Genomic DNA, 16,475 nt, shown 5'->3' on the forward strand with positions numbered 1-16,475 from the left:
TGGCTCTCCCGGTCGTACACCCGTCAGATCTGTTCCAGCAGGATCTGTGGGAGCAAAGCTTGCTCGCGAGGCGGCCTTATAGCCGACCTGGCTCTCCGGCCATACCCCCGATCCAACTGTGGGAGCGAGCTTGCTCGCGAAGGCGTCAGCTCAGTCGGTATCAATGTTGTCTGACACTCCGCTATCGCGAGCAAGCTCGCTCCCACAGTTGTTTTGAGTTGACTGTGGTATCCGCGACAACCCAACTCCCCCCTGTGGGAGCGAGCTTGCTCGCGATGGCGTCGGCCCAGTCTGCATCAATACGAACGCTACCCCTTGGCCCCAGGCGTCGCCATCTCCTTGGTTTCCAGATGATCCAACGCCCGCTCAACCAATAGCTGAACCCCATCGGCCATGCGGCTGATCGCCAGGGCCACGCAGCGGCGTGAGTCATCCACGTCGTCAGCCAGGTCGGCGGCGATGGTGCTGATGGAGAGCAGGTCTTCGGAGGCGTTGGCCAGCAGGGTTTCGGTGTCGATGTGGGGGGACACAATGAAGAGTTGGTTTTTGTCGGGTTCGGGCGGTGAGTCGGGCTTGGGGTTGAGGTAGTAGTCGAGGGCGCGGGTGGCGGCGTCATCTAGCTTTTTTTCTTCCTGCGCTTGGACGCGGGATTTGTGGCCGCTTTGCGGCGGATTTGGAGTGACCTTGAACATAAATGCATTACCCGATATGTAATTGAATGAAGGCTGCCACCTTTCGTTGCACCGAAAGAGGTGGCAGCTACGCGCGGGTGTGCAAGACCGGGCATATCGGACCCCGGCAGACCTCGAGAGTCTCCCGCGCGCAGCCGCCATAAACACACCAATACGGGCATGAGCCGTTTGGTGTAGCAGTTGCGCGCCGATATGTACCGGACTTGCACGTCCGTGTCACCGTTTTTTGCGATGACGAACAGAGGTTAGCGGCGCTCGTAAGCGCTGCCTAGTTCATGAACAGCCCGGCGTTTTGAAGGAAATGTCCGAGGAACAGGAGGGCAAAAAGATCAAAAGATCGCAGCCTTCGGCAGCTCCTACGGAAATCGATGTAGGAGCTGCCGAAGGCTGCGATCTTTTGATTTTTGGTTTCGTGACTTGGCAGTCATCTTTCGCGAAAACCAGCTTATCTTCCGCCAAAGCGATCCGATGATGGCGTTACGCCGAAGAATCGCTAAACTGCCAGCCATTCATCTTTCATCACGAGGCTGTGCCCATGAAATTTCGTTTTCTGCTGTGGATGCTGGGGTTGTTGATGGGCAAGGCCAGTCGGACCAATCCGGCGTTCCAGCAGCAGTTGGGCGACAAGGAATTGGTGTTTCAGCTGCAAACCCTGGACGGCAAGGTCGCCCGGCATTTCACGGTGAAAAACCAGCGCATCACCAGCCAGTCCGGCACTTACCCGGAGCCTGCGTTCGCCATCGCCTTCAAGGACGCCGCCTACGGCTTCGCCACGATGCAGGCCAAGAACAAGCAACTGGCGTTCATGACGGGGATTCAGGACAAGTCGATCCAGATCAAGGGCAACCCGGCGCTGGTGATCTGGTTCCAGGGGCTGACCAAATACCTGAAGCCGAAGAAGTCTAAGAAGACTTAAATCGAGCGGACCATGTTTGATCGTTCCCACGCTCCTGCGTGGGAATGTCGCCAGGGACGCTCCGCGTTCCGCTTCTGAGATGTGACGCAGAGCGTCACGGATGCATTCCCACGCAGAGCGTGGGAAAGATCAAATGACCGGGCGAGCCTATTCAGCCGTGGCTGAACTGCGAGGCCAGTTCGCGCAGCAGCACTTCCGCCTCGAGCACTTTGCTGACTACGTCGTTGACCTTGTCCCGAGACAGGCCTACGCGCTCGAGCAATGCATCGGGAATTTCCTCGTCCGGGCCGGAGCCGATCCCTCGCGAGCGCAGCAGGCGTACGGCCAGGCATACCAGGTTCGGGTAGGCGGCGTATTCGCCGTCGTAGTGCGGGTCGTGCTGGAAGCGCAGGGCGGTGGCCAGTTCGTCGGGCATGTCCCAGTAGCGCATCAACCAGGCGCCGATCTGCTCGCGACTGATGCCCAGCAGGTGCTGTTCCACGTAGCTGTGGCACAGGTGCGGGTTGACCTCCAGGTGCCGGCAGATCAACGAGAAGTGCGGCGGGAATACGTGGGCCAGCAGCAGATAACCGAAGTTGTGCAGCAGGCCGGACAGGTATGTCAGGCCACCTTCGGGACGCTGGGCACGCGGCATGGCGCGGGTCAGGCCTTCGATGACGGCGGCGGTGTAGATCGACTGGTGCCAGTACGGCGTGGTGTGTTGCGGGTGGTCCTTGGGCAGGCTCAGGGTCTTGCCCAAGGCCAGGCCCAGCGCCAGGTTGATCACCAGGTCGAAGCCCAGTACCCGGACGATGGCATCTTCCACCGAACGAATCTTGCCGGGTGATGCGTAGTAGGGCGATGCCGCCCAGCTCACCACTTGCGCGGCCAGGGCCGGGTCGGTTTCCACCACGCCGGTGATGTCATCGATGGTCGCGTCCGGGTCGACCCGCAGCTTGATGATTTTCTGCGCGGTCTCGGCCAACGGCGGGATCTCGATGGTTTCTTCCAGCCGTTGCTGGATACGCCGGGCGGTGAACGCCTGCACAGCCTGGGTGATTTCCGCGCGGTCGTCGTGCGGGCGGTCGAGGTTGGGGGTGATGTTGCTCACGGCTTCGCCGAACGTCGCGGCGCTGGCCTTGGTGAGCATGGTCTTGAACGCTTCGCTGGTGACTTCCAGCAACAGCCCCGGCTCACCGGAGTTGATCAGCAACTTCGGTTCGCGCAGCAGGCTTTCTTCGTACAGGCAGGGCGAGCTGGTGAGCGCCGGCAGGCCGGGCAGCAGGCTCAAGCTGTGCTTGCCGAGCATGCGCTCCAGACGTTCGGTCGGCACTGCCGTGAGTTTGCGACCAGTGAGTTCGGCCAGGCGGTTGAGGTCCAGCAGCTGGCTTTGCGGAAACAGCACCATGAGCGCGCCAACGGCATCGTGCAGCAACACCGCCTGCACTTTGCGGGCTGGGTTCAGGCCGGGGCGTTCGAGCACTTCGTCAAAGCCGATGCCCAATTTCTCGAGCAACAGCCGAATAACAGACGGAGCGTGCGGGGATTCGGGGACGAGGGCAGCTTCTGTCATGGTCTGTATCCGTTTTCCTACAAGTTGGTCAGTATAACCAGCTTGTCCGGTACGCGCGTCCGGAAAACTGAGCGCGTGCTCACACTTGGCCGTATTGCTGCCCGTGACGCAGCCAGCGATCCAGTAGCGGGCTGACGTGGTCGGGCCAGCGTTCCAGCAGCGCCTGGGCGGCATCGCGTACGGCGGGAAGCAGGTCGGCGTCGCGCATCAGGTCGGCCACCTTGAATTGAAGCAGACCGGTCTGGCGCGTGCCGAGCATTTCACCGGGGCCGCGCAATTCGAGGTCTTTTTCGGCGATGACGAAACCGTCGTTGGTTTCGCGCATGATCCCCAGACGCTGGCGCCCGATCTGCGACAGCGGCGGGTGGTACAGCAGGACGCAATGGCTGGCGGCACTGCCCCGGCCGACGCGGCCGCGCAGTTGGTGCAGCTGCGCCAGGCCCAGCCGTTCGGGGTTTTCGATGATCATCAGGCTGGCATTGGGCACGTCGACGCCCACCTCGATCACCGTGGTCGCGACCAATAGCTGCAGGGCGCCGGCCTTGAACTCAGCCATGACGGCGGCTTTTTCGGCGGGTTTCATGCGGCCGTGGATCAGCCCGACCTTCAACTCGCCGAGTGCGGCAGTGAGGTCTTCATAGGTGGTTTCGGCCGCCTGGCAGGTCAATTCTTCCGACTCCTCGATCAAGGTGCACACCCAATAAGCCTGCCGCCCTTCGGCGCAGGCGCTGCGCACGCGCTCGATCACTTCCACCCGTCGGGTGTCGGTGACCAGCACGGTATTGACCGGCGTACGGCCAGGGGGCAGTTCGTCGAGGATCGAGGTGTCGAGGTCGGCGTAGGCGCTCATCGCCAGGGTCCGCGGGATCGGCGTCGCGGTCATGATCAGTTGATGAGGGCACATCCGTCCGCCCACGCCTTTCTGCCGCAGGGCCAGGCGCTGTTGCACGCCGAAGCGGTGCTGTTCGTCGATGATCACCAGGGCCAGGTTCTTGAACTGCACTTCGTCCTGGAACAGCGCATGGGTGCCGACCACCATCGGCGCGCCTTCGGCGATCTGTGCCAGGGCGGTTGTGCGGTTCTTGCCCTTGAGCTTGCCGGCCAGCCAGGCGACTTCGATGCCCAACGGTTCGAGCCAGCGCTGGAAGGTGATGAAATGTTGTTCGGCCAGGATCTCGGTGGGCGCCATCAGCGCCACCTGATAACCGGCCTCCAAGGCCTGCAGCGCTGCCAGGGCTGCGACCACGGTCTTGCCAGCGCCGACATCGCCCTGGATCAGCCGCAGCATCGGCTCGGGCTGGCTCAGGTCGTAGGCGATTTCGTTGCCGACCCGTTGCTGGGCGCCCGTGGGGGTGAAACCGAGGTTGGCCAGGTAGCGGGCCGGCAGATCCCTGGCCTTGGGCATGGCCGGGGCGCGCAGGGAACGCAGGCTTTCGCGCAGGCGTTGCTGGGACAGTTGATGAGTCAGCAGTTCTTCGAACGCCAGGCGGTGCTGGGCCCAGTGATGGCCGAGGGCGAGTTCGTCGACGTCGGCATCGGCGGGCGGATGGTGCAGGTAGCGGATCGCATCGGCCAGGGGCGCCAGGTGGTAATCCCGGGCCAGTTCCGTGGGCAGCCAGTCGGGCAGGCTGCTGGGGCCGAGCAGGGTCAGGGTTTGCTGGCAGAGCTGGCGCAAGCGTTGTTGGGTCAGGCCTTCGGTGAGCGGATAGACCGGGGTCAGGGTTTCATCCACGGGCGGCGGTTCGTCGCCGGTGATGGCGCGGTATTCCGGATGATAGATCTCCAACCCCGAAGCCCCGGGTCGCGCCTCGCCGTAGCAGCGCACGCGGGTGCCGCGCTTGAGGCCTTCCTTTTGTGCATTGCTGAAATGGTAGAAGCGCAGGCTGAGCCCGCCGGTGCCGTCCTGCAAGCGCACCACCAGGCTGCGCCGACGGCCCATGACCACGTCGGCGCCGCTGACGGTGCCTTCGATCACCGCATCCTGCCCCGGGCGCAAATGGCCGATGGGCACCACGCGGGTGCGGTCCTGGTAACGCAGCGGCAGGTGGAACAGCACGTCCTGGAGGTTTTCCAGGCCGACCTTGGCCAGTTTCTCGGCCATGGCTTCACCGACACCCTTGAGTGTCGTGACCGGCACTTTCGACAGCTCAGTCATGGCCGTGGCTTACTTGCCAGCGGGCGGCTTGGCCACGGAGCACAGACGGATCGAGTCGGCGAGGATCTCGATGGCCTTGGGCCGCGGGAAACTGGCGCGCCAGGCGATGGCAACGGTGCGGAACGGCACGGGCGGCGTCAGTGGGCGGACTTCGATCACGCCGGGGGCGTAATGATGGCTGTCCACCGCCGACAGCGGCAGGATCGAAATGCCCAGGCCTGAGGCGACCATGTGGCGGATGGTTTCCAGGGAGCTGGACTCCACAGTGGTGTGCTTGGCGCCTTCGCTGCCCTTGGTCAGGGTCGGGCAGGCTTCGAGCACCTGGTCGCGGAAGCAGTGGCCTTCGCCAAGCAACAGCAGGCTCTTGTCGTTGAGCAGGGCGGCGTCGATGGTTTTTTTCTGGGTCCAGGGGTGCTGGGCCGGCATCAGGACGTAGAACGGTTCGTCGTAGAGCGGCAGGGTCAGGACGTCGGCTTCGTTGAACGGCAGGGCGATGATGATCGCGTCCAGCTCGCCGTTGCGCAGCTTGTCGCGCAGCACATGGGTGAAGTTTTCTTCGATGTACAGCGGCATCTGCGGGGCGACCCGGTGCAGTTGCGGAATCAGGTGCGGGAACAGGTACGGGCCAACGGTGTAGATCGCGCCGACTTTCAGCGGGGCGGTCAGCTGGTTCTTGCCGGCCTGGGCCAGTTCGCGAATGCCCTGGGCCTGCTCCAGGACCTTTTGCGCCTGGGCCACGATGCCTTCGCCTACGGGAGTCAGGCGCACGGCGCTTTTGCTGCGCTCGAAAATCAGCACACCGAGTTCGTCTTCAAGCTTTTTCACGCCCACCGAGAGCGTCGGCTGGCTGACGTGGCAACGCTCGGCCGCATGGCCGAAATGCTGCTCTTGGGCGAGGGTCACGATGTAGCGTAATTCTGTGAGGGTCATGGCGAGCGTCCGTGAAGTTGCGAGCCAAGCATACCGGCTGCAATCGATAGACGCACGTTATCAGACTGGGGGTGCGGTGTGACACTGTCCAATGTCTGTGTGGCCAGGGATTTATTCAAGAATGTGGAATTGTCTGTGGGAGCAAGGCCTGCCCGCGATGAAGTTAACGCGGTGTTCGCTGGAACCGAGGTGCCTGTATCGCGAGCAAGCTTTGCTCCCACAGATGCCCTGGCTCCACAGATGGCTTTGCTCCCAATGCCCTGCACTCCAAACCGCTTACCAGGAACAGCAAGCCCCTGTTGCAGGGGCTGGTAATTGAGGTCAGCGCCGGCGCTTGTCGATGGAGTACACAAACGGTGCCGTCAGTTCGATGGTGCCGTTGGTCAGCAGCTCGGCCGGCGGCTTGGGCAGCGGTTGGGCGCGGCGGATCATTTCCAGGGTGGCCTTGTCCAGCAAGTCCGTGCCGGAGCTGCCCACCAGTTCGAATGACAACACGTTGCCTTCGGCATCCACCACGAAACGCAGGCGGTTGGTGCCTTCCTTGTTCATCTGCTGGGCCCTGGGCGGGTACTTCTTGTACTTGCCCAGGTGGGCCAGTAGCGTGCCCTGCCAGTTGGCCTTGGCCGCCGATTGCGCAGGCGACGGGCCAGGCGCCGGTTGCGCGGACTTCTCGGCGACTGACTGGGTTGGCGGGGTGTCGCTGGGCTTCTGCTCCGACGGCTGTTCCTTCGGCGGCTCGGGCTTTTTCTCCACCGGTTTGGGCTTGGGCGGTTGCGGCTTTGGCTTGGGCTTGACCGGCTTGGGCACGGAAATCTCCGGCTTCGGCGCTTCGGCAAGCTTGGGCAGCGGCAGTTCTTCGACCGGCTCGGGAGGTTGCGGCGGTGTGACGACTTTGGGCGGTGCCGGTGGCGGTGGGGCGGGTACCGGCGCCAGCTCGACCATCATTGCCTGGGGAGGCAATTCGATGGGCGCGCGTGATGTCCAGTTCAGCGCCAGGGCGATGGCGAGCGCATGCACGCCCAGCACCACTGCCAGGCTACCGCTGTAACGCGTCAGCTTTTGGCGCGTCGTGATCATTTCTTGGGCGCCGTCTCGAGTCCGACCAGACCGACCTTCAGGTAGCCGGCGCCTCGCAGTGCGTCCATCACGCTCATCAGGTCGCCGTAGTCCACGCCTTTGTCGGCCTGGAAGAAGATCGTCGTGTCTTTCTTGCCCTGGGTCTTGGCGTCGAGGGTCGCGCCGAGGGTTTCGGCCTTGACCTCGTCTTCACCCAGGAACAGGCGCTGGTCGGCCTTGACGCTGAGGAACACCGGTTTCTCCGGCCGTGGCGAGGGCTTGGCCGTCGACGCCGGCAGGTCAACCTTGATGTCCACGGTGGCGAGCGGGGCGGCCACCATGAAGATGATCAACAGCACCAGCATCACGTCGATGAACGGCGTGACGTTGATTTCGTGGTTCTCGGCCAGATCGTCGTCTGCGCCTTCTTTCAAATGCAGGCCCATGGCCGATTACCCCACTTTCACCATGTGCGGTTGCGAGCCACGCTCGGGCGGCAGGTGGTCGAGGTCGCGGCTGACCAGCAGCAGGACTTCGGCCGAAGCGTCGGAGACCTGGGCCTTGTAGCCGGCAATGGAACGGGCGAAGACGTTGTAGATCACCACGGCCGGGATTGCCGCGACCAGGCCCAAGGCCGTTGCCAGCAAGGCTTCGGCGATGCCGGGTGCGACGACGGCGAGGTTGGTGGTCTGGGTCTTGGCGATGCCGATGAAGCTGTTCATGATGCCCCACACTGTGCCGAACAGGCCGACGAACGGCGCGGTAGAGCCGATGGTGGCGAGCACGCCGGTGCCGCTGCTCATGTTGCGACCACAGGCGGCGACCAGGCGCTCGAGACGGAAGCTCACGCGTTCCTTGATGCCTTCTTTCTCGCGGCTGTTGGCCGACAGGCGCATCTCTTCGAGTGCGTCATGCACCAGCAGGTTGGCAAGAGTGCCTGCCTTCGCGGCGGTGGCGCTGGCTTCCTTGAGGGTGGTGGCTTTTTTCAGGGCGGCGATTTCACCGCGCAAGCGACGCTTGGCACCCAGCAGCTCGAAGCCTTTGGCAATCCAGATGGTCCAGGTGATGATCGAGGCGATGGCCAGGCCGATCATCACGATTTTCACGATGATGTCGGCGTTCTTGTACATGCCCCATGGCGACAGGTCGTGGGCCATGCCCAGGGAGTTGTCGGCTTCGAGCATTTGAGGTGCGTCGGCTTCGACGGCTTGGGCCGGGTCGGTGGCGACAGGCGTGGCAACGGGAGCGGCCGGGTCGGCCGGTGCCTGGGCAGCAGCTGGTACGGTGGCCGGGGTCGTGGCGGGCGTCTGTGCATCGGCGAATGCGGCGGCCGGTGCCAGCAGCAGGCTGAACAGCAGGGCGGCTACCGTGCTCCAGGCACGAGGTCGATTGGTTGGCGAAGCGGGGGATAGAGAGCGTTTCATGCTGGCCGGACCTGAGAGGAAAAAGAAGGTTGATGTTCTTCCAGGCCTCGTGGGCCGAGAACAAAAGTGGTGGGCATTATTGCAATTAATTCTTGTTAACAAAAGTAATACAGTTACTTTTTTTGTCGCATGGCTAGCCGCTCGTCCCCTGCGAAGGCTAGTCTGCGGCTTTGCCAGAGGAGTTCTTGATGTCCGCGCCTTCTGTTTTGATCGCCGGCTGCGGTGATATCGGCGGCCGCCTGGCCAGCCAGTTAGTGGCCGAGCATTGGCAAGTCCATGGCCTGCGGCGCACGGTTTCGAAGCTGCCAGCGGGCGTCATCGGGGTGGCGGGGGATTTGTTCAGCGAGCAATGCCCCGCCGACTGGCCCACCGGGTCACTGGATTACCTGGTGTACAGCGCCGCGGCCACCGACCATGACGAAGCGGGTTATCGCACGGCTTATGTCGAAGGGTTGCAGAATGTGTTGAGCTGGTTGAAGCAGCATGGGCAGCGGCCCAAGCGTCTGCTGTTTGTGTCCAGCAGCGGCGTTTATGGGCAACAGCAGGGCGAATGGGTGGATGAAACGTCGCCAACCGTGGCCGGCGGGTATTCCGGTCGGCTGATGCTCGAAGCCGAGCAAGTGGCCTTGGACAGTGGCATCCCGGCCAGCCGCGTGCGCCTGACCGGCATCTATGGGCCGGGGCGGGAATGGTTGTTGAGTCAGGTGCGCCAAGGCTATCGCGTCGTGATCGACCCACCGCTCTACGCCAATCGCATCCACGCCGACGATGCCGCCGGCTTGCTGGCGTTCCTGCTGGAGGCTGATCGCCAGGGCCAGGTGCTGGACGATTGCTACATCGGCGTCGACGACGCCCCTGCGCCGCTGGCCGAGGTGGTGGGCTGGTTGCGTGAATACATGGGCGTCACCCAGTGGTCCGAAGACGCCAGTGTGCGTCGCGCCGGCAGCAAGCGCTGCAGCAATGCCCGGGCGAAGGCCTTGGGCTGGGCGCCGCGTTATCCGAGTTTTCGCGAGGGGTATGCGGCGATTCTGGAAGGGCGCTGCTGACACGGGTCCGCTCGGCGTGTGCTCGATGATGTCGTTCGGCGCCAAGGGCTAGTCCTTGGGTTCTTACCTTCCAGGTCTTGACTTGGTTCATCGAGCTCGCCGAGCATTATCCGTTGCTTGCCGAAGCCAAGAGTTATCTGCAGGCCACCCGCAACCGTTTCAGTCATCTTTTGCGTCGTCGATGTGGGCCAACATCCCGTCGAATGACCTAACAGCGACAAGGACCGTCATCAATGCAAGCCAGTTTCAGCAAAGGCGTTATCTTTGCACTCTCCGCCGCCGCACTTAACGCCACGATAGGCGTGCTCAGCAAAGTGCTCATGAGCAATGGTTTCACCGCCAGCAGTGTCGCCGTCATAAAGACTGTCCTGGGTTGTCTGCTGCTCTCGGCCTTGCTGCTGTTTATCAAGCGTCCGGCGACGACGGCCAAATGGACCCAGGCGGCGATCTGCGCGTTTCTCGGTATCTTTGTGCTGTTCCACTTCGAAACGGCTGCCTATCGGCATTACGCTGCGGCGGGTGTGGTGGTGATGCTGATGGCCAGTGCTTCCATTTCCTCGATTGTGCTCGGACGCATCATCCTCAAGGATGCGATCACCGCGAACGCCACTGTGGGTGCCGCCTTGGCGATCGCCGGAATCGCGGTGATCTTTGGCGCCGATCTACAGCAAGGCTTCACGCTCCAAGGCGTTGCACTCGCGTCCATGGCGGGCTGCGGCTATGGGGCGTTTTCGGTGGCCATGAAACGGATGGGCGTGTCCGGTGGGCTGCACTTCACTCGTCAGTTGCTGTTCTTCGGCAGCCTGTACTTGCTGATGCCGGCTTCTGCCGACGGCTTCGTGATCGGTGAGCTGTCGCCCTGGGCGATTGCCGCACTGCTGGCGCTGGCCGCGCTGCCGACCATCCTCGGTTTTTTTTGCACCACCAAGGCAATCGAGTACCTCAAGCCATCCCAGGTGCAAGCCTTGGAGCTGACCGAGCCGCTGTTCGCCGCACTGCTGGCATTTGTTGTGCTCAATGAAGTGCCGCGCGAAAGCCTGTACCCGGGCGCACTACTGATCATCCTTGGGCTGTGTTTCTCCAATGAGCTGATCCGCCTGGGTAGAAAAAAGCCTGTCCCGTCTCGCGCGTGAACCTTTGCCGGGAGAGGGCGCTCGTATAGTTATTTCAAAGCGCCCTATCCTTTACTGCTTTTCCAGCAACCATCGCCGGGTGCCCGGCGTGAACGAAGGCATTTCATCGGCCAGCGCGGCGTTGACGGTCTGGAAGATCTCCAGCTTCTTGCCGTCGCGGGCAAAGATCCAGGTGTTGCCCTGGCCGTTCTGTTGCAGCCAGATGTTGTCGTTGCCACCGCTCATGGAGGCGCAATCGCCGGCCAGGCACAAGGCGTAGCGATCGGCACCCGGCAGGCCGCTGACCTGGCCGTCGGGCTGGAACTGCACGGTGGCGCCCTGGCCGGGGCCGCTGGCGATGTTCCAGGTGCCGCCCAGGTAGGCGGCATACAGCGCACGCTCGAAACTGGCACCGATGGGCGCGCCTTCCGGTACCTGGATTTGTGCGCGATCGAACACCTGCTGCGGTTCGTTCTCGGTGGCGGCCTGGCTCAACTGGTCGCCATCGCGCTTGAGTTCGCTGGCGGAGCTGCCGTAGAAATCGACTTTCCAGGCGCCGTCTTCTTCGCCCAGCAATTTGCCTTCGACGTTTTCAAAACCGTTGGTGTAGCGCGCCTGACCGGCCCGGGTGTTGACGTCCCATTCCAGGTTCGGGCCATAGCCCTGCAGCGCTTCGCGAAGCGGGCCGCCCTTGGCGGCAGCGTCGATGGCTGCCTGGTTGATCCAGGTGCCGCTGATGTCACGGTCGGCAGGGTCGCTGGCGCAGCCGCCCAGAAGCAGGGCTGCCAGCGAGAGAGCAAGCGCTTTGCGCATGGTGGAATCCTTTCAAGACGAAAACGGCGCAGCGGGGGAGGCTGCGCCGGCCTTATTTACTCGATGACCAGGATGGCATCCATCTCAACCTGAGCGCCCTTGGGCAGGGCGGCCACGCCGATGGCGGCGCGGGCAGGGTAAGGCTGGTCGAAGTACTTGCCCATCACCTCGTTGACCTTGGCGAAATGGCTCAGGTCGGTGAGGAAGATGTTCAGCTTGACGATGTCCTTGAACGAACCACCGGCGGCCTCGGCCACGGCCTTGAGGTTTTCGAACACCTGCACGGTCTGGGCTTCGAAGCCTTCCACCAGTTCCATGGTTTTCGGGTCCAGTGGAATCTGGCCCGACATGTACACGGTGTTGCCGGCCTTGATCGCCTGGGAATAAGTACCGATGGCGGCGGGGGCCTTGTCGCTGGTGATAACGGTCTTGGTCATGAATGACTCCTGATAACGAATGGGCTACGCGCGCATCCGGGTGATGCGGATAACGCCGGTCAGGGCGCGCAGTTTCTTGATCACGCGGGCCAGGTGCACACGGTCGTGCACGCTGACCACCAATTGAACGACGCTGATGCGGCCATCGCGTTCGTCCATGCTGATTTTTTCGATATTGCCGTCGGCGGCATTGACGCTGCTGGCCAGCAGGGCGATCAGGCCGCGCTGGTGTTCCAGCTCGACCCGCAGCTCGACGTTGAATTCGCCGGTGACATCCTTGGCCCAGGAGAGCTGGATGCATTTTTCCGGGTTATGACGGATTTCGCTGATGTTGCGGCAGTTGTCCAGGTGCACGACCATCCCTTTGCCGGCGGACAAGTGGCCGACAATCGGGTCGCCCGGAATCGGCGTACAACACTTGGCATAACTGAGCACCAGGCCCTCGGTGCCGCGAATCGCCAGCGGGCCTTCGGGGCTTGGCAACTGTTCGCCTTCGCCGAGCAGGCGACGGGCAACGACGTAGGCCATGCGATTGCCCAGGCCGATGTCTTCGAGCAGGTCTTCGATCAATTCGAGACGGTATTCGTGGAGCATCAGTTGCACGCGCTCGACCGGGATCTTGTCGAGCGAGCTGTCGAAACCGTTCAGCACCTTGTTCAGCAGGCGTTCGCCGAGGCTGATGGATTCGGAGCGACGTTGCAGTTTGAGGGCGTGACGGATATGGGTGCGGGCCTTGCCGGTGACCACGAAATTGAGCCACGCCGGGTTGGGTCGTGCGCCGGGGGCGCTGACGATTTCCACCGTGGAACCGCTTTGCAGCGGTTCGGACAACGGCGCCAGGCGGCGGTTGATCCGGCACGCGATGCAACTGTTGCCGACGTCGGTGTGCACCGCATAGGCAAAGTCCACGGCCGTGGAGCCTTTGGGCAGCTCCATGATCCGGCCCTTGGGCGTGAAAACGTAGACCTCGTCCGGGAACAGGTCGATCTTCACGCTCTCGATGAATTCCAGGGAGTTGCCGGCGCGCTGCTGCATTTCCAGCACACCCTTGACCCATTGCCGGGCGCGGGCGTGAGTGCTCTTGGGTTGTTCGTCACCGCTGGATTTGTACAGCCAATGGGCGGCGATGCCGTTGTTGGCCATTTCTTCCATTTCGCGGGTGCGGATCTGGATTTCGATGGGTACGCCGTGCATGCCGAACAGCGTGGTGTGCAGCGACTGATAGCCGTTGGCCTTGGGGATCGCGATGTAATCCTTGAAGCGCCCCGGCAACGGTTTGTACAAATTATGTACAGCACCCAGCACGCGGTAGCAGGTATCGACCTTGTCGACGATGATCCGGAACGCGTAGACGTCCATGATCTCGTTGAAGGCCCGACGCTTGCCGCGCATTTTCTTGTAGATGCCGTAGAGGTGTTTCTGCCGCCCGCTGACTTCGCCTTCGATGCCGTCGATGGCCAGGCAGTGGCTCAGCGACTCTTCGATCTTGTTGACGATTTCCTTGCGGTTGCCCCGGGCGCGCTTGACGGCCTGGTTGATCCGCGCCGAACGCATCGGGTGCATGGCCTTGAAGCCGAGGTCTTCGAACTCGATGCGGATCGCGTGCATGCCCAGGCGATTGGCGATGGGGGCGTAGATTTCCAGGGTTTCCTTGGCGATGCGCCGGCGTTTTTCGCCGGACAGCACTTCCAGGGTGCGCATGTTGTGCAGGCGGTCGGCGAGCTTGACCAGGATCACGCGAATGTCGCGGGCCATGGCCATGGCCATTTTCTGGAAGTTTTCGGCCTGGGCCTCGGCCTTGGTCTCGAAGTTCATCTGGGTCAGCTTGCTGACCCCGTCGACCAGTTCGGCCACGGTTTCGCCGAACTGCGCCTGCAGCGCTTCCTTGGCAATGCCGGTGTCTTCGATCACGTCATGCAGCATCGCCGCCATCAGGCTCTGATGGTCCATGTGCATGTCGGCAAGAATATTCGCCACCGCAAGAGGATGCGTGACGTACGCCTCGCCGCTGCGGCGGCGCTGGCCGTCGTGGGCTTGTTCGGCGTAGAAATAGGCTCGGCGGACCAGATTGACCTGGTCCGTGCCGAGGTAGGCCGATAAGCGATCGGCGAGGGCGTCTATGCTCGGCATGATGATGACTCCTGCCGTTTGCTGTGACCCCGCGCCGTGCTACGTCGACCAGGCATAGGCTTAGACCGCCTCGTTGGACTCGTCCTCGAACGCTGCGAACAGCGGTTCGTCTTCGACGATTTCAGCGTTGGCGATGAACTCGTAGCTCATCAGGCCTTCGGCGATTTCACGCAGCGCTACTACGGTAGGCTTGTCGTTTTCCCACTGGACCAACGGCTCTTTGCCACCGGTGGCCAGTTGACGGGCACGCTTGGTAGAGAGCATGACCAGCTCAAAGCGGTTTTCCACGTGTTCTAGGCAGTCTTCAACGGTTACGCGGGCCATGGTATTCCTCGGAGCGAATGCAATATGCGCGCTGCCCGGTTGGGCGAGCGGACTCGACAGTTTAAAAAAACACCAGCGTTTAGGGAAGCGCTGATTTTTTAACCAAACCCCTCGGCGCGCTGCGACTACCAATGTAAAGCCGTCGCAGCGGTTTTGGGAAGGGCTGTTCAGCCCAACAATTCGGCTAATAATTTGCCGAAACGTTGCTGTTGGCGTTTCTGCTGCAGCTGGCTGGCGCGGAAAATCGCCTTCAGGTCGTCCAGCGCGTGGGCGAAATCGTCGTTGATGATCAGATAATCATAGTCGACGTAGTGACTCATCTCGCTGACCGCTTCGCGCATCCGGCCCTCGATGATGTCGTCGCTGTCCTGGCCACGGTTGGTCAGGCGCTGGCGCAAGGCTTGCTGGCTTGGCGGCAGGATGAAGATCGACCGGGCCTGGGGCATCAGCTTGCGCACCTGCTCGGCGCCTTGCCAGTCGATTTCCAGGATCAGGTCGTGACCTTCGTCCAGGGTCTGCTGCAAGTAGCTTTGCGAAGTGCCATAAAGGTTGCCGAAAACTTCGGCGCGCTCCAGGAAGTCGCCGTGCTCGGCCATCTTCACGAACTCTTCGCGGTCGACGAAGTGATAGTTCACACCATTCACTTCGCCCGGGCGCATGGCGCGGGTGGTGTGCGAGACCGAGACGCGGATCTGCGGTTCGGCGTCGATCAGTGCCTTGACCAGGCTGGTCTTGCCGGCGCCCGAGGGCGCGGAAATGATGTAGAGGGTGCCGGTGCTGTGGGTCATGTCGTTAGCCTTACTCAATGTTCTGCACTTGTTCGCGCATTTGTTCGATCAACACCTTGAGGTTGACCGCCGCCTGGGTGCTGCGCGGGTCGAAGGCTTTGGAGCCCAGTGTATTGGCTTCGCGGTTGAGCTCCTGCATCAGGAAGTCGAGGCGGCGACCGGCCGCACCGCCGGACTTGAGCACCCGGCGAACTTCGATGATGTGGGTGCTCAGGCGATCCAGTTCTTCGGCCACGTCGCTCTTTTGCGCGAGCATGACCATTTCCTGTTCCAGGCGTTGCGGGTCCAGCTCGGCCTTCATGTCGGTGAAACGGTCGAGGACTTTCTGGCGCTGGGTGGCGAGCATCTGCGGGACCAGTTCGCGCAGGGTGCTGACGTCTTCTTCAATGGAGGTCAGGCGCTCGTTGATCAGCCGGGCCAGCTCCGCGCCTTCGCGCTCGCGGCCGGCCTTGAGTTCCTTGAGGCCTTCATTGAACAGTGCCATCGCCTCGGCGTTCAGCGCCTGTGGGTCGCTCGCATCGCCCACCAGCACGCCGGGCCAAGCCAGGACTTCCAGTGGATTCAGGGCAGCAGGGTTCTTGATCAGGCTGGCGACGGTTTCGGCGGCGGCGACCAGTTGCGCGGCGCGCTCGCGGTCCACTTGCAAGGCTTTGCCAGTGCTTTCTTCAGTGAAGCGCAGGGTGCATTCCAGCTTGCCCCGGGACAGGCCCTGGCGCAGTGCCTCGCGTACACCCCCTTCCAGGTCGCGGAAAGACTCGGGCAGGCGCAGGTGCGGCTCCAGGTAGCGGCTGTTGACCGAGCGCAGTTCCCAGCTCAGCGTGCCTTGGGCCCCGGCTTTTTCGACGCGGGCGAAGGCGGTCATGCTGTGCACCATGGAGGTTCCTCGCAATGCAGGCCGGCACGACGGTGGTCGTGGGCCTGGAGTCTGTAAATTAAAAGCCCAAGGGCAGCAAAGGCGCAGGATTGTAGCGCAGTGAGGCGTATGCCCCAACCGCGCTTGCGACAAAGCGTGGCAGCCCGTCGGGCGGACCTCTGCGCGGCTTCGCTCGCGCCGGCTTTTTAGAGCCGCGCGACGTTTAACTGCCCTATGACGATTCACG

16 protein-coding genes are annotated in these 16,475 nt (G+C 62.5%); 3 read left to right on the forward strand and 13 right to left on the reverse strand.

The features are described from left to right. Positions 1 to 308: 308 nt before the first annotated feature. Positions 309 to 692 (reverse strand): DUF6124 family protein, encoded by a 384-nt coding sequence (locus tag AB4O09_RS01635; protein ID WP_003206899.1) that lies wholly within the window; start codon positions 690 to 692, stop codon positions 309 to 311. A 535-nt stretch (positions 693 to 1,227) separates the two neighbouring features. Here AB4O09_RS01635 and AB4O09_RS01640 point away from each other — a divergent pair. Beyond that, a complete protein-coding gene (locus AB4O09_RS01640) occupies positions 1,228 to 1,608 on the forward strand; it encodes a hypothetical protein (protein ID WP_003206897.1) in 381 nt (126 codons plus the stop codon). A gap of 151 nt (positions 1,609 to 1,759) precedes the next feature. Here AB4O09_RS01640 and AB4O09_RS01645 read toward each other — a convergent pair whose 3' ends face one another. The 6 genes from AB4O09_RS01645 to exbB all read right to left on the reverse strand — a co-directional run bounded on the left by AB4O09_RS01645 (position 1,760) and on the right by exbB (position 8,725). Then, entirely contained in the window at positions 1,760 to 3,160 is a 1,401-nt protein-coding gene (locus AB4O09_RS01645) for an aminoacyl-tRNA deacylase and HDOD domain-containing protein (RefSeq protein ID WP_003206896.1), read from the reverse strand. 79 nt (positions 3,161 to 3,239) lie between these two features. Beyond that, entirely contained in the window at positions 3,240 to 5,315 is a 2,076-nt protein-coding gene (recG, locus tag AB4O09_RS01650; protein WP_013694564.1) for an ATP-dependent DNA helicase RecG, read from the reverse strand. Positions 5,316 to 5,324: 9 nt separating this feature from the next. Then, complete coding sequence (locus tag AB4O09_RS01655) at positions 5,325 to 6,245, reverse strand: hydrogen peroxide-inducible genes activator (RefSeq protein ID WP_003206891.1); 921 nt, start codon at positions 6,243 to 6,245, stop codon at positions 5,325 to 5,327. A gap of 321 nt (positions 6,246 to 6,566) precedes the next feature. Continuing rightward, positions 6,567 to 7,322, reverse strand: a complete 756-nt coding sequence (locus AB4O09_RS01660) for an energy transducer TonB (protein ID WP_013694562.1) — start codon at positions 7,320 to 7,322, stop codon at positions 6,567 to 6,569. Continuing rightward, entirely contained in the window at positions 7,319 to 7,747 is a 429-nt protein-coding gene (gene exbD / locus AB4O09_RS01665; protein WP_003206888.1) for a TonB system transport protein ExbD, read from the reverse strand. Before exbD ends, AB4O09_RS01660 begins: the two co-directional genes overlap by 4 nt. 6 nt (positions 7,748 to 7,753) lie before the next feature. Next, entirely contained in the window at positions 7,754 to 8,725 is a 972-nt protein-coding gene (gene exbB, locus AB4O09_RS01670; RefSeq protein ID WP_013694561.1) for a tonB-system energizer ExbB, read from the reverse strand. Positions 8,726 to 8,913: 188 nt separating this feature from the next. On the opposite strand from exbB, the gene AB4O09_RS01675 reads away from it, so the two are divergent. Both AB4O09_RS01675 and AB4O09_RS01680 read left to right on the forward strand, forming a co-directional pair. After that, entirely contained in the window at positions 8,914 to 9,771 is an 858-nt protein-coding gene (locus tag AB4O09_RS01675) for an SDR family oxidoreductase (protein ID WP_460107893.1), read from the forward strand. Between the two features lie 233 nt (positions 9,772 to 10,004). After that, positions 10,005 to 10,904 carry a DMT family transporter gene (locus AB4O09_RS01680; protein WP_003206882.1) on the forward strand — a complete coding sequence of 300 codons (900 nt, stop codon included), beginning with the start codon at positions 10,005 to 10,007 and terminating at the stop codon, positions 10,902 to 10,904. Between the two features lie 51 nt (positions 10,905 to 10,955). On the opposite strand, the gene AB4O09_RS01685 is transcribed toward AB4O09_RS01680, so the two are convergent. From AB4O09_RS01685 to AB4O09_RS01710, 6 genes are all read right to left on the reverse strand, one after another. Continuing rightward, positions 10,956 to 11,696, reverse strand: coding sequence for a hypothetical protein (locus AB4O09_RS01685; protein ID WP_013694559.1), 741 nt, complete (start codon positions 11,694 to 11,696; stop codon positions 10,956 to 10,958). 56 nt (positions 11,697 to 11,752) lie between these two features. Continuing rightward, on the reverse strand, positions 11,753 to 12,133 hold the full coding sequence (locus AB4O09_RS01690; RefSeq protein WP_003206880.1) for a RidA family protein: 381 nt from the start codon (positions 12,131 to 12,133) through the stop codon (positions 11,753 to 11,755). Positions 12,134 to 12,157: 24 nt separating this feature from the next. Then, positions 12,158 to 14,263, reverse strand: a complete 2,106-nt coding sequence (gene spoT, locus AB4O09_RS01695) for a bifunctional GTP diphosphokinase/guanosine-3',5'-bis pyrophosphate 3'-pyrophosphohydrolase (protein ID WP_003206879.1) — start codon at positions 14,261 to 14,263, stop codon at positions 12,158 to 12,160. Between the two features lie 60 nt (positions 14,264 to 14,323). Further along, positions 14,324 to 14,587, reverse strand: a complete 264-nt coding sequence (rpoZ, locus tag AB4O09_RS01700) for a DNA-directed RNA polymerase subunit omega (protein ID WP_003177259.1) — start codon at positions 14,585 to 14,587, stop codon at positions 14,324 to 14,326. Positions 14,588 to 14,754: 167 nt separating this feature from the next. After that, the gene (gene gmk, locus AB4O09_RS01705; protein ID WP_003206877.1) at positions 14,755 to 15,375 is read right to left on the reverse strand and encodes a guanylate kinase; all 621 of its coding nucleotides are present in this window, start codon (positions 15,373 to 15,375) and stop codon (positions 14,755 to 14,757) included. A gap of 10 nt (positions 15,376 to 15,385) precedes the next feature. Beyond that, on the reverse strand, positions 15,386 to 16,249 hold the full coding sequence (locus tag AB4O09_RS01710; protein WP_003206875.1) for a YicC/YloC family endoribonuclease: 864 nt from the start codon (positions 16,247 to 16,249) through the stop codon (positions 15,386 to 15,388). Positions 16,250 to 16,475: the final 226 nt, after the last annotated feature.

The organism is Pseudomonas sp. H1_F01, from assembly GCF_054681425.1.

What these genes read in the sequence shown, in the direction of transcription:
- AB4O09_RS01635 (WP_003206899.1), bottom strand. Translation starts at nt 692, where the DNA reads ATGTTCAAGGTCACTCCAAATCCGCCGCAAAGCGGCCACAAATCCCGC.
- AB4O09_RS01640 (WP_003206897.1), top strand. Translation starts at nt 1,228, where the DNA reads ATGAAATTTCGTTTTCTGCTGTGGATGCTGGGGTTGTTGATGGGCAAG.
- AB4O09_RS01645 (WP_003206896.1), bottom strand. Translation starts at nt 3,160, where the DNA reads ATGACAGAAGCTGCCCTCGTCCCCGAATCCCCGCACGCTCCGTCTGTT.
- recG (WP_013694564.1), bottom strand. Translation starts at nt 5,315, where the DNA reads ATGACTGAGCTGTCGAAAGTGCCGGTCACGACACTCAAGGGTGTCGGT.
- AB4O09_RS01655 (WP_003206891.1), bottom strand. Translation starts at nt 6,245, where the DNA reads ATGACCCTCACAGAATTACGCTACATCGTGACCCTCGCCCAAGAGCAG.
- AB4O09_RS01660 (WP_013694562.1), bottom strand. Translation starts at nt 7,322, where the DNA reads ATGATCACGACGCGCCAAAAGCTGACGCGTTACAGCGGTAGCCTGGCA.
- exbD (WP_003206888.1), bottom strand. Translation starts at nt 7,747, where the DNA reads ATGGGCCTGCATTTGAAAGAAGGCGCAGACGACGATCTGGCCGAGAAC.
- exbB (WP_013694561.1), bottom strand. Translation starts at nt 8,725, where the DNA reads ATGAAACGCTCTCTATCCCCCGCTTCGCCAACCAATCGACCTCGTGCC.
- AB4O09_RS01675 (WP_460107893.1), top strand. Translation starts at nt 8,914, where the DNA reads ATGTCCGCGCCTTCTGTTTTGATCGCCGGCTGCGGTGATATCGGCGGC.
- AB4O09_RS01680 (WP_003206882.1), top strand. Translation starts at nt 10,005, where the DNA reads ATGCAAGCCAGTTTCAGCAAAGGCGTTATCTTTGCACTCTCCGCCGCC.
- AB4O09_RS01685 (WP_013694559.1), bottom strand. Translation starts at nt 11,696, where the DNA reads ATGCGCAAAGCGCTTGCTCTCTCGCTGGCAGCCCTGCTTCTGGGCGGC.
- AB4O09_RS01690 (WP_003206880.1), bottom strand. Translation starts at nt 12,133, where the DNA reads ATGACCAAGACCGTTATCACCAGCGACAAGGCCCCCGCCGCCATCGGT.
- spoT (WP_003206879.1), bottom strand. Translation starts at nt 14,263, where the DNA reads ATGCCGAGCATAGACGCCCTCGCCGATCGCTTATCGGCCTACCTCGGC.
- rpoZ (WP_003177259.1), bottom strand. Translation starts at nt 14,587, where the DNA reads ATGGCCCGCGTAACCGTTGAAGACTGCCTAGAACACGTGGAAAACCGC.
- gmk (WP_003206877.1), bottom strand. Translation starts at nt 15,375, where the DNA reads ATGACCCACAGCACCGGCACCCTCTACATCATTTCCGCGCCCTCGGGC.
- AB4O09_RS01710 (WP_003206875.1), bottom strand. Translation starts at nt 16,249, where the DNA reads ATGGTGCACAGCATGACCGCCTTCGCCCGCGTCGAAAAAGCCGGGGCC.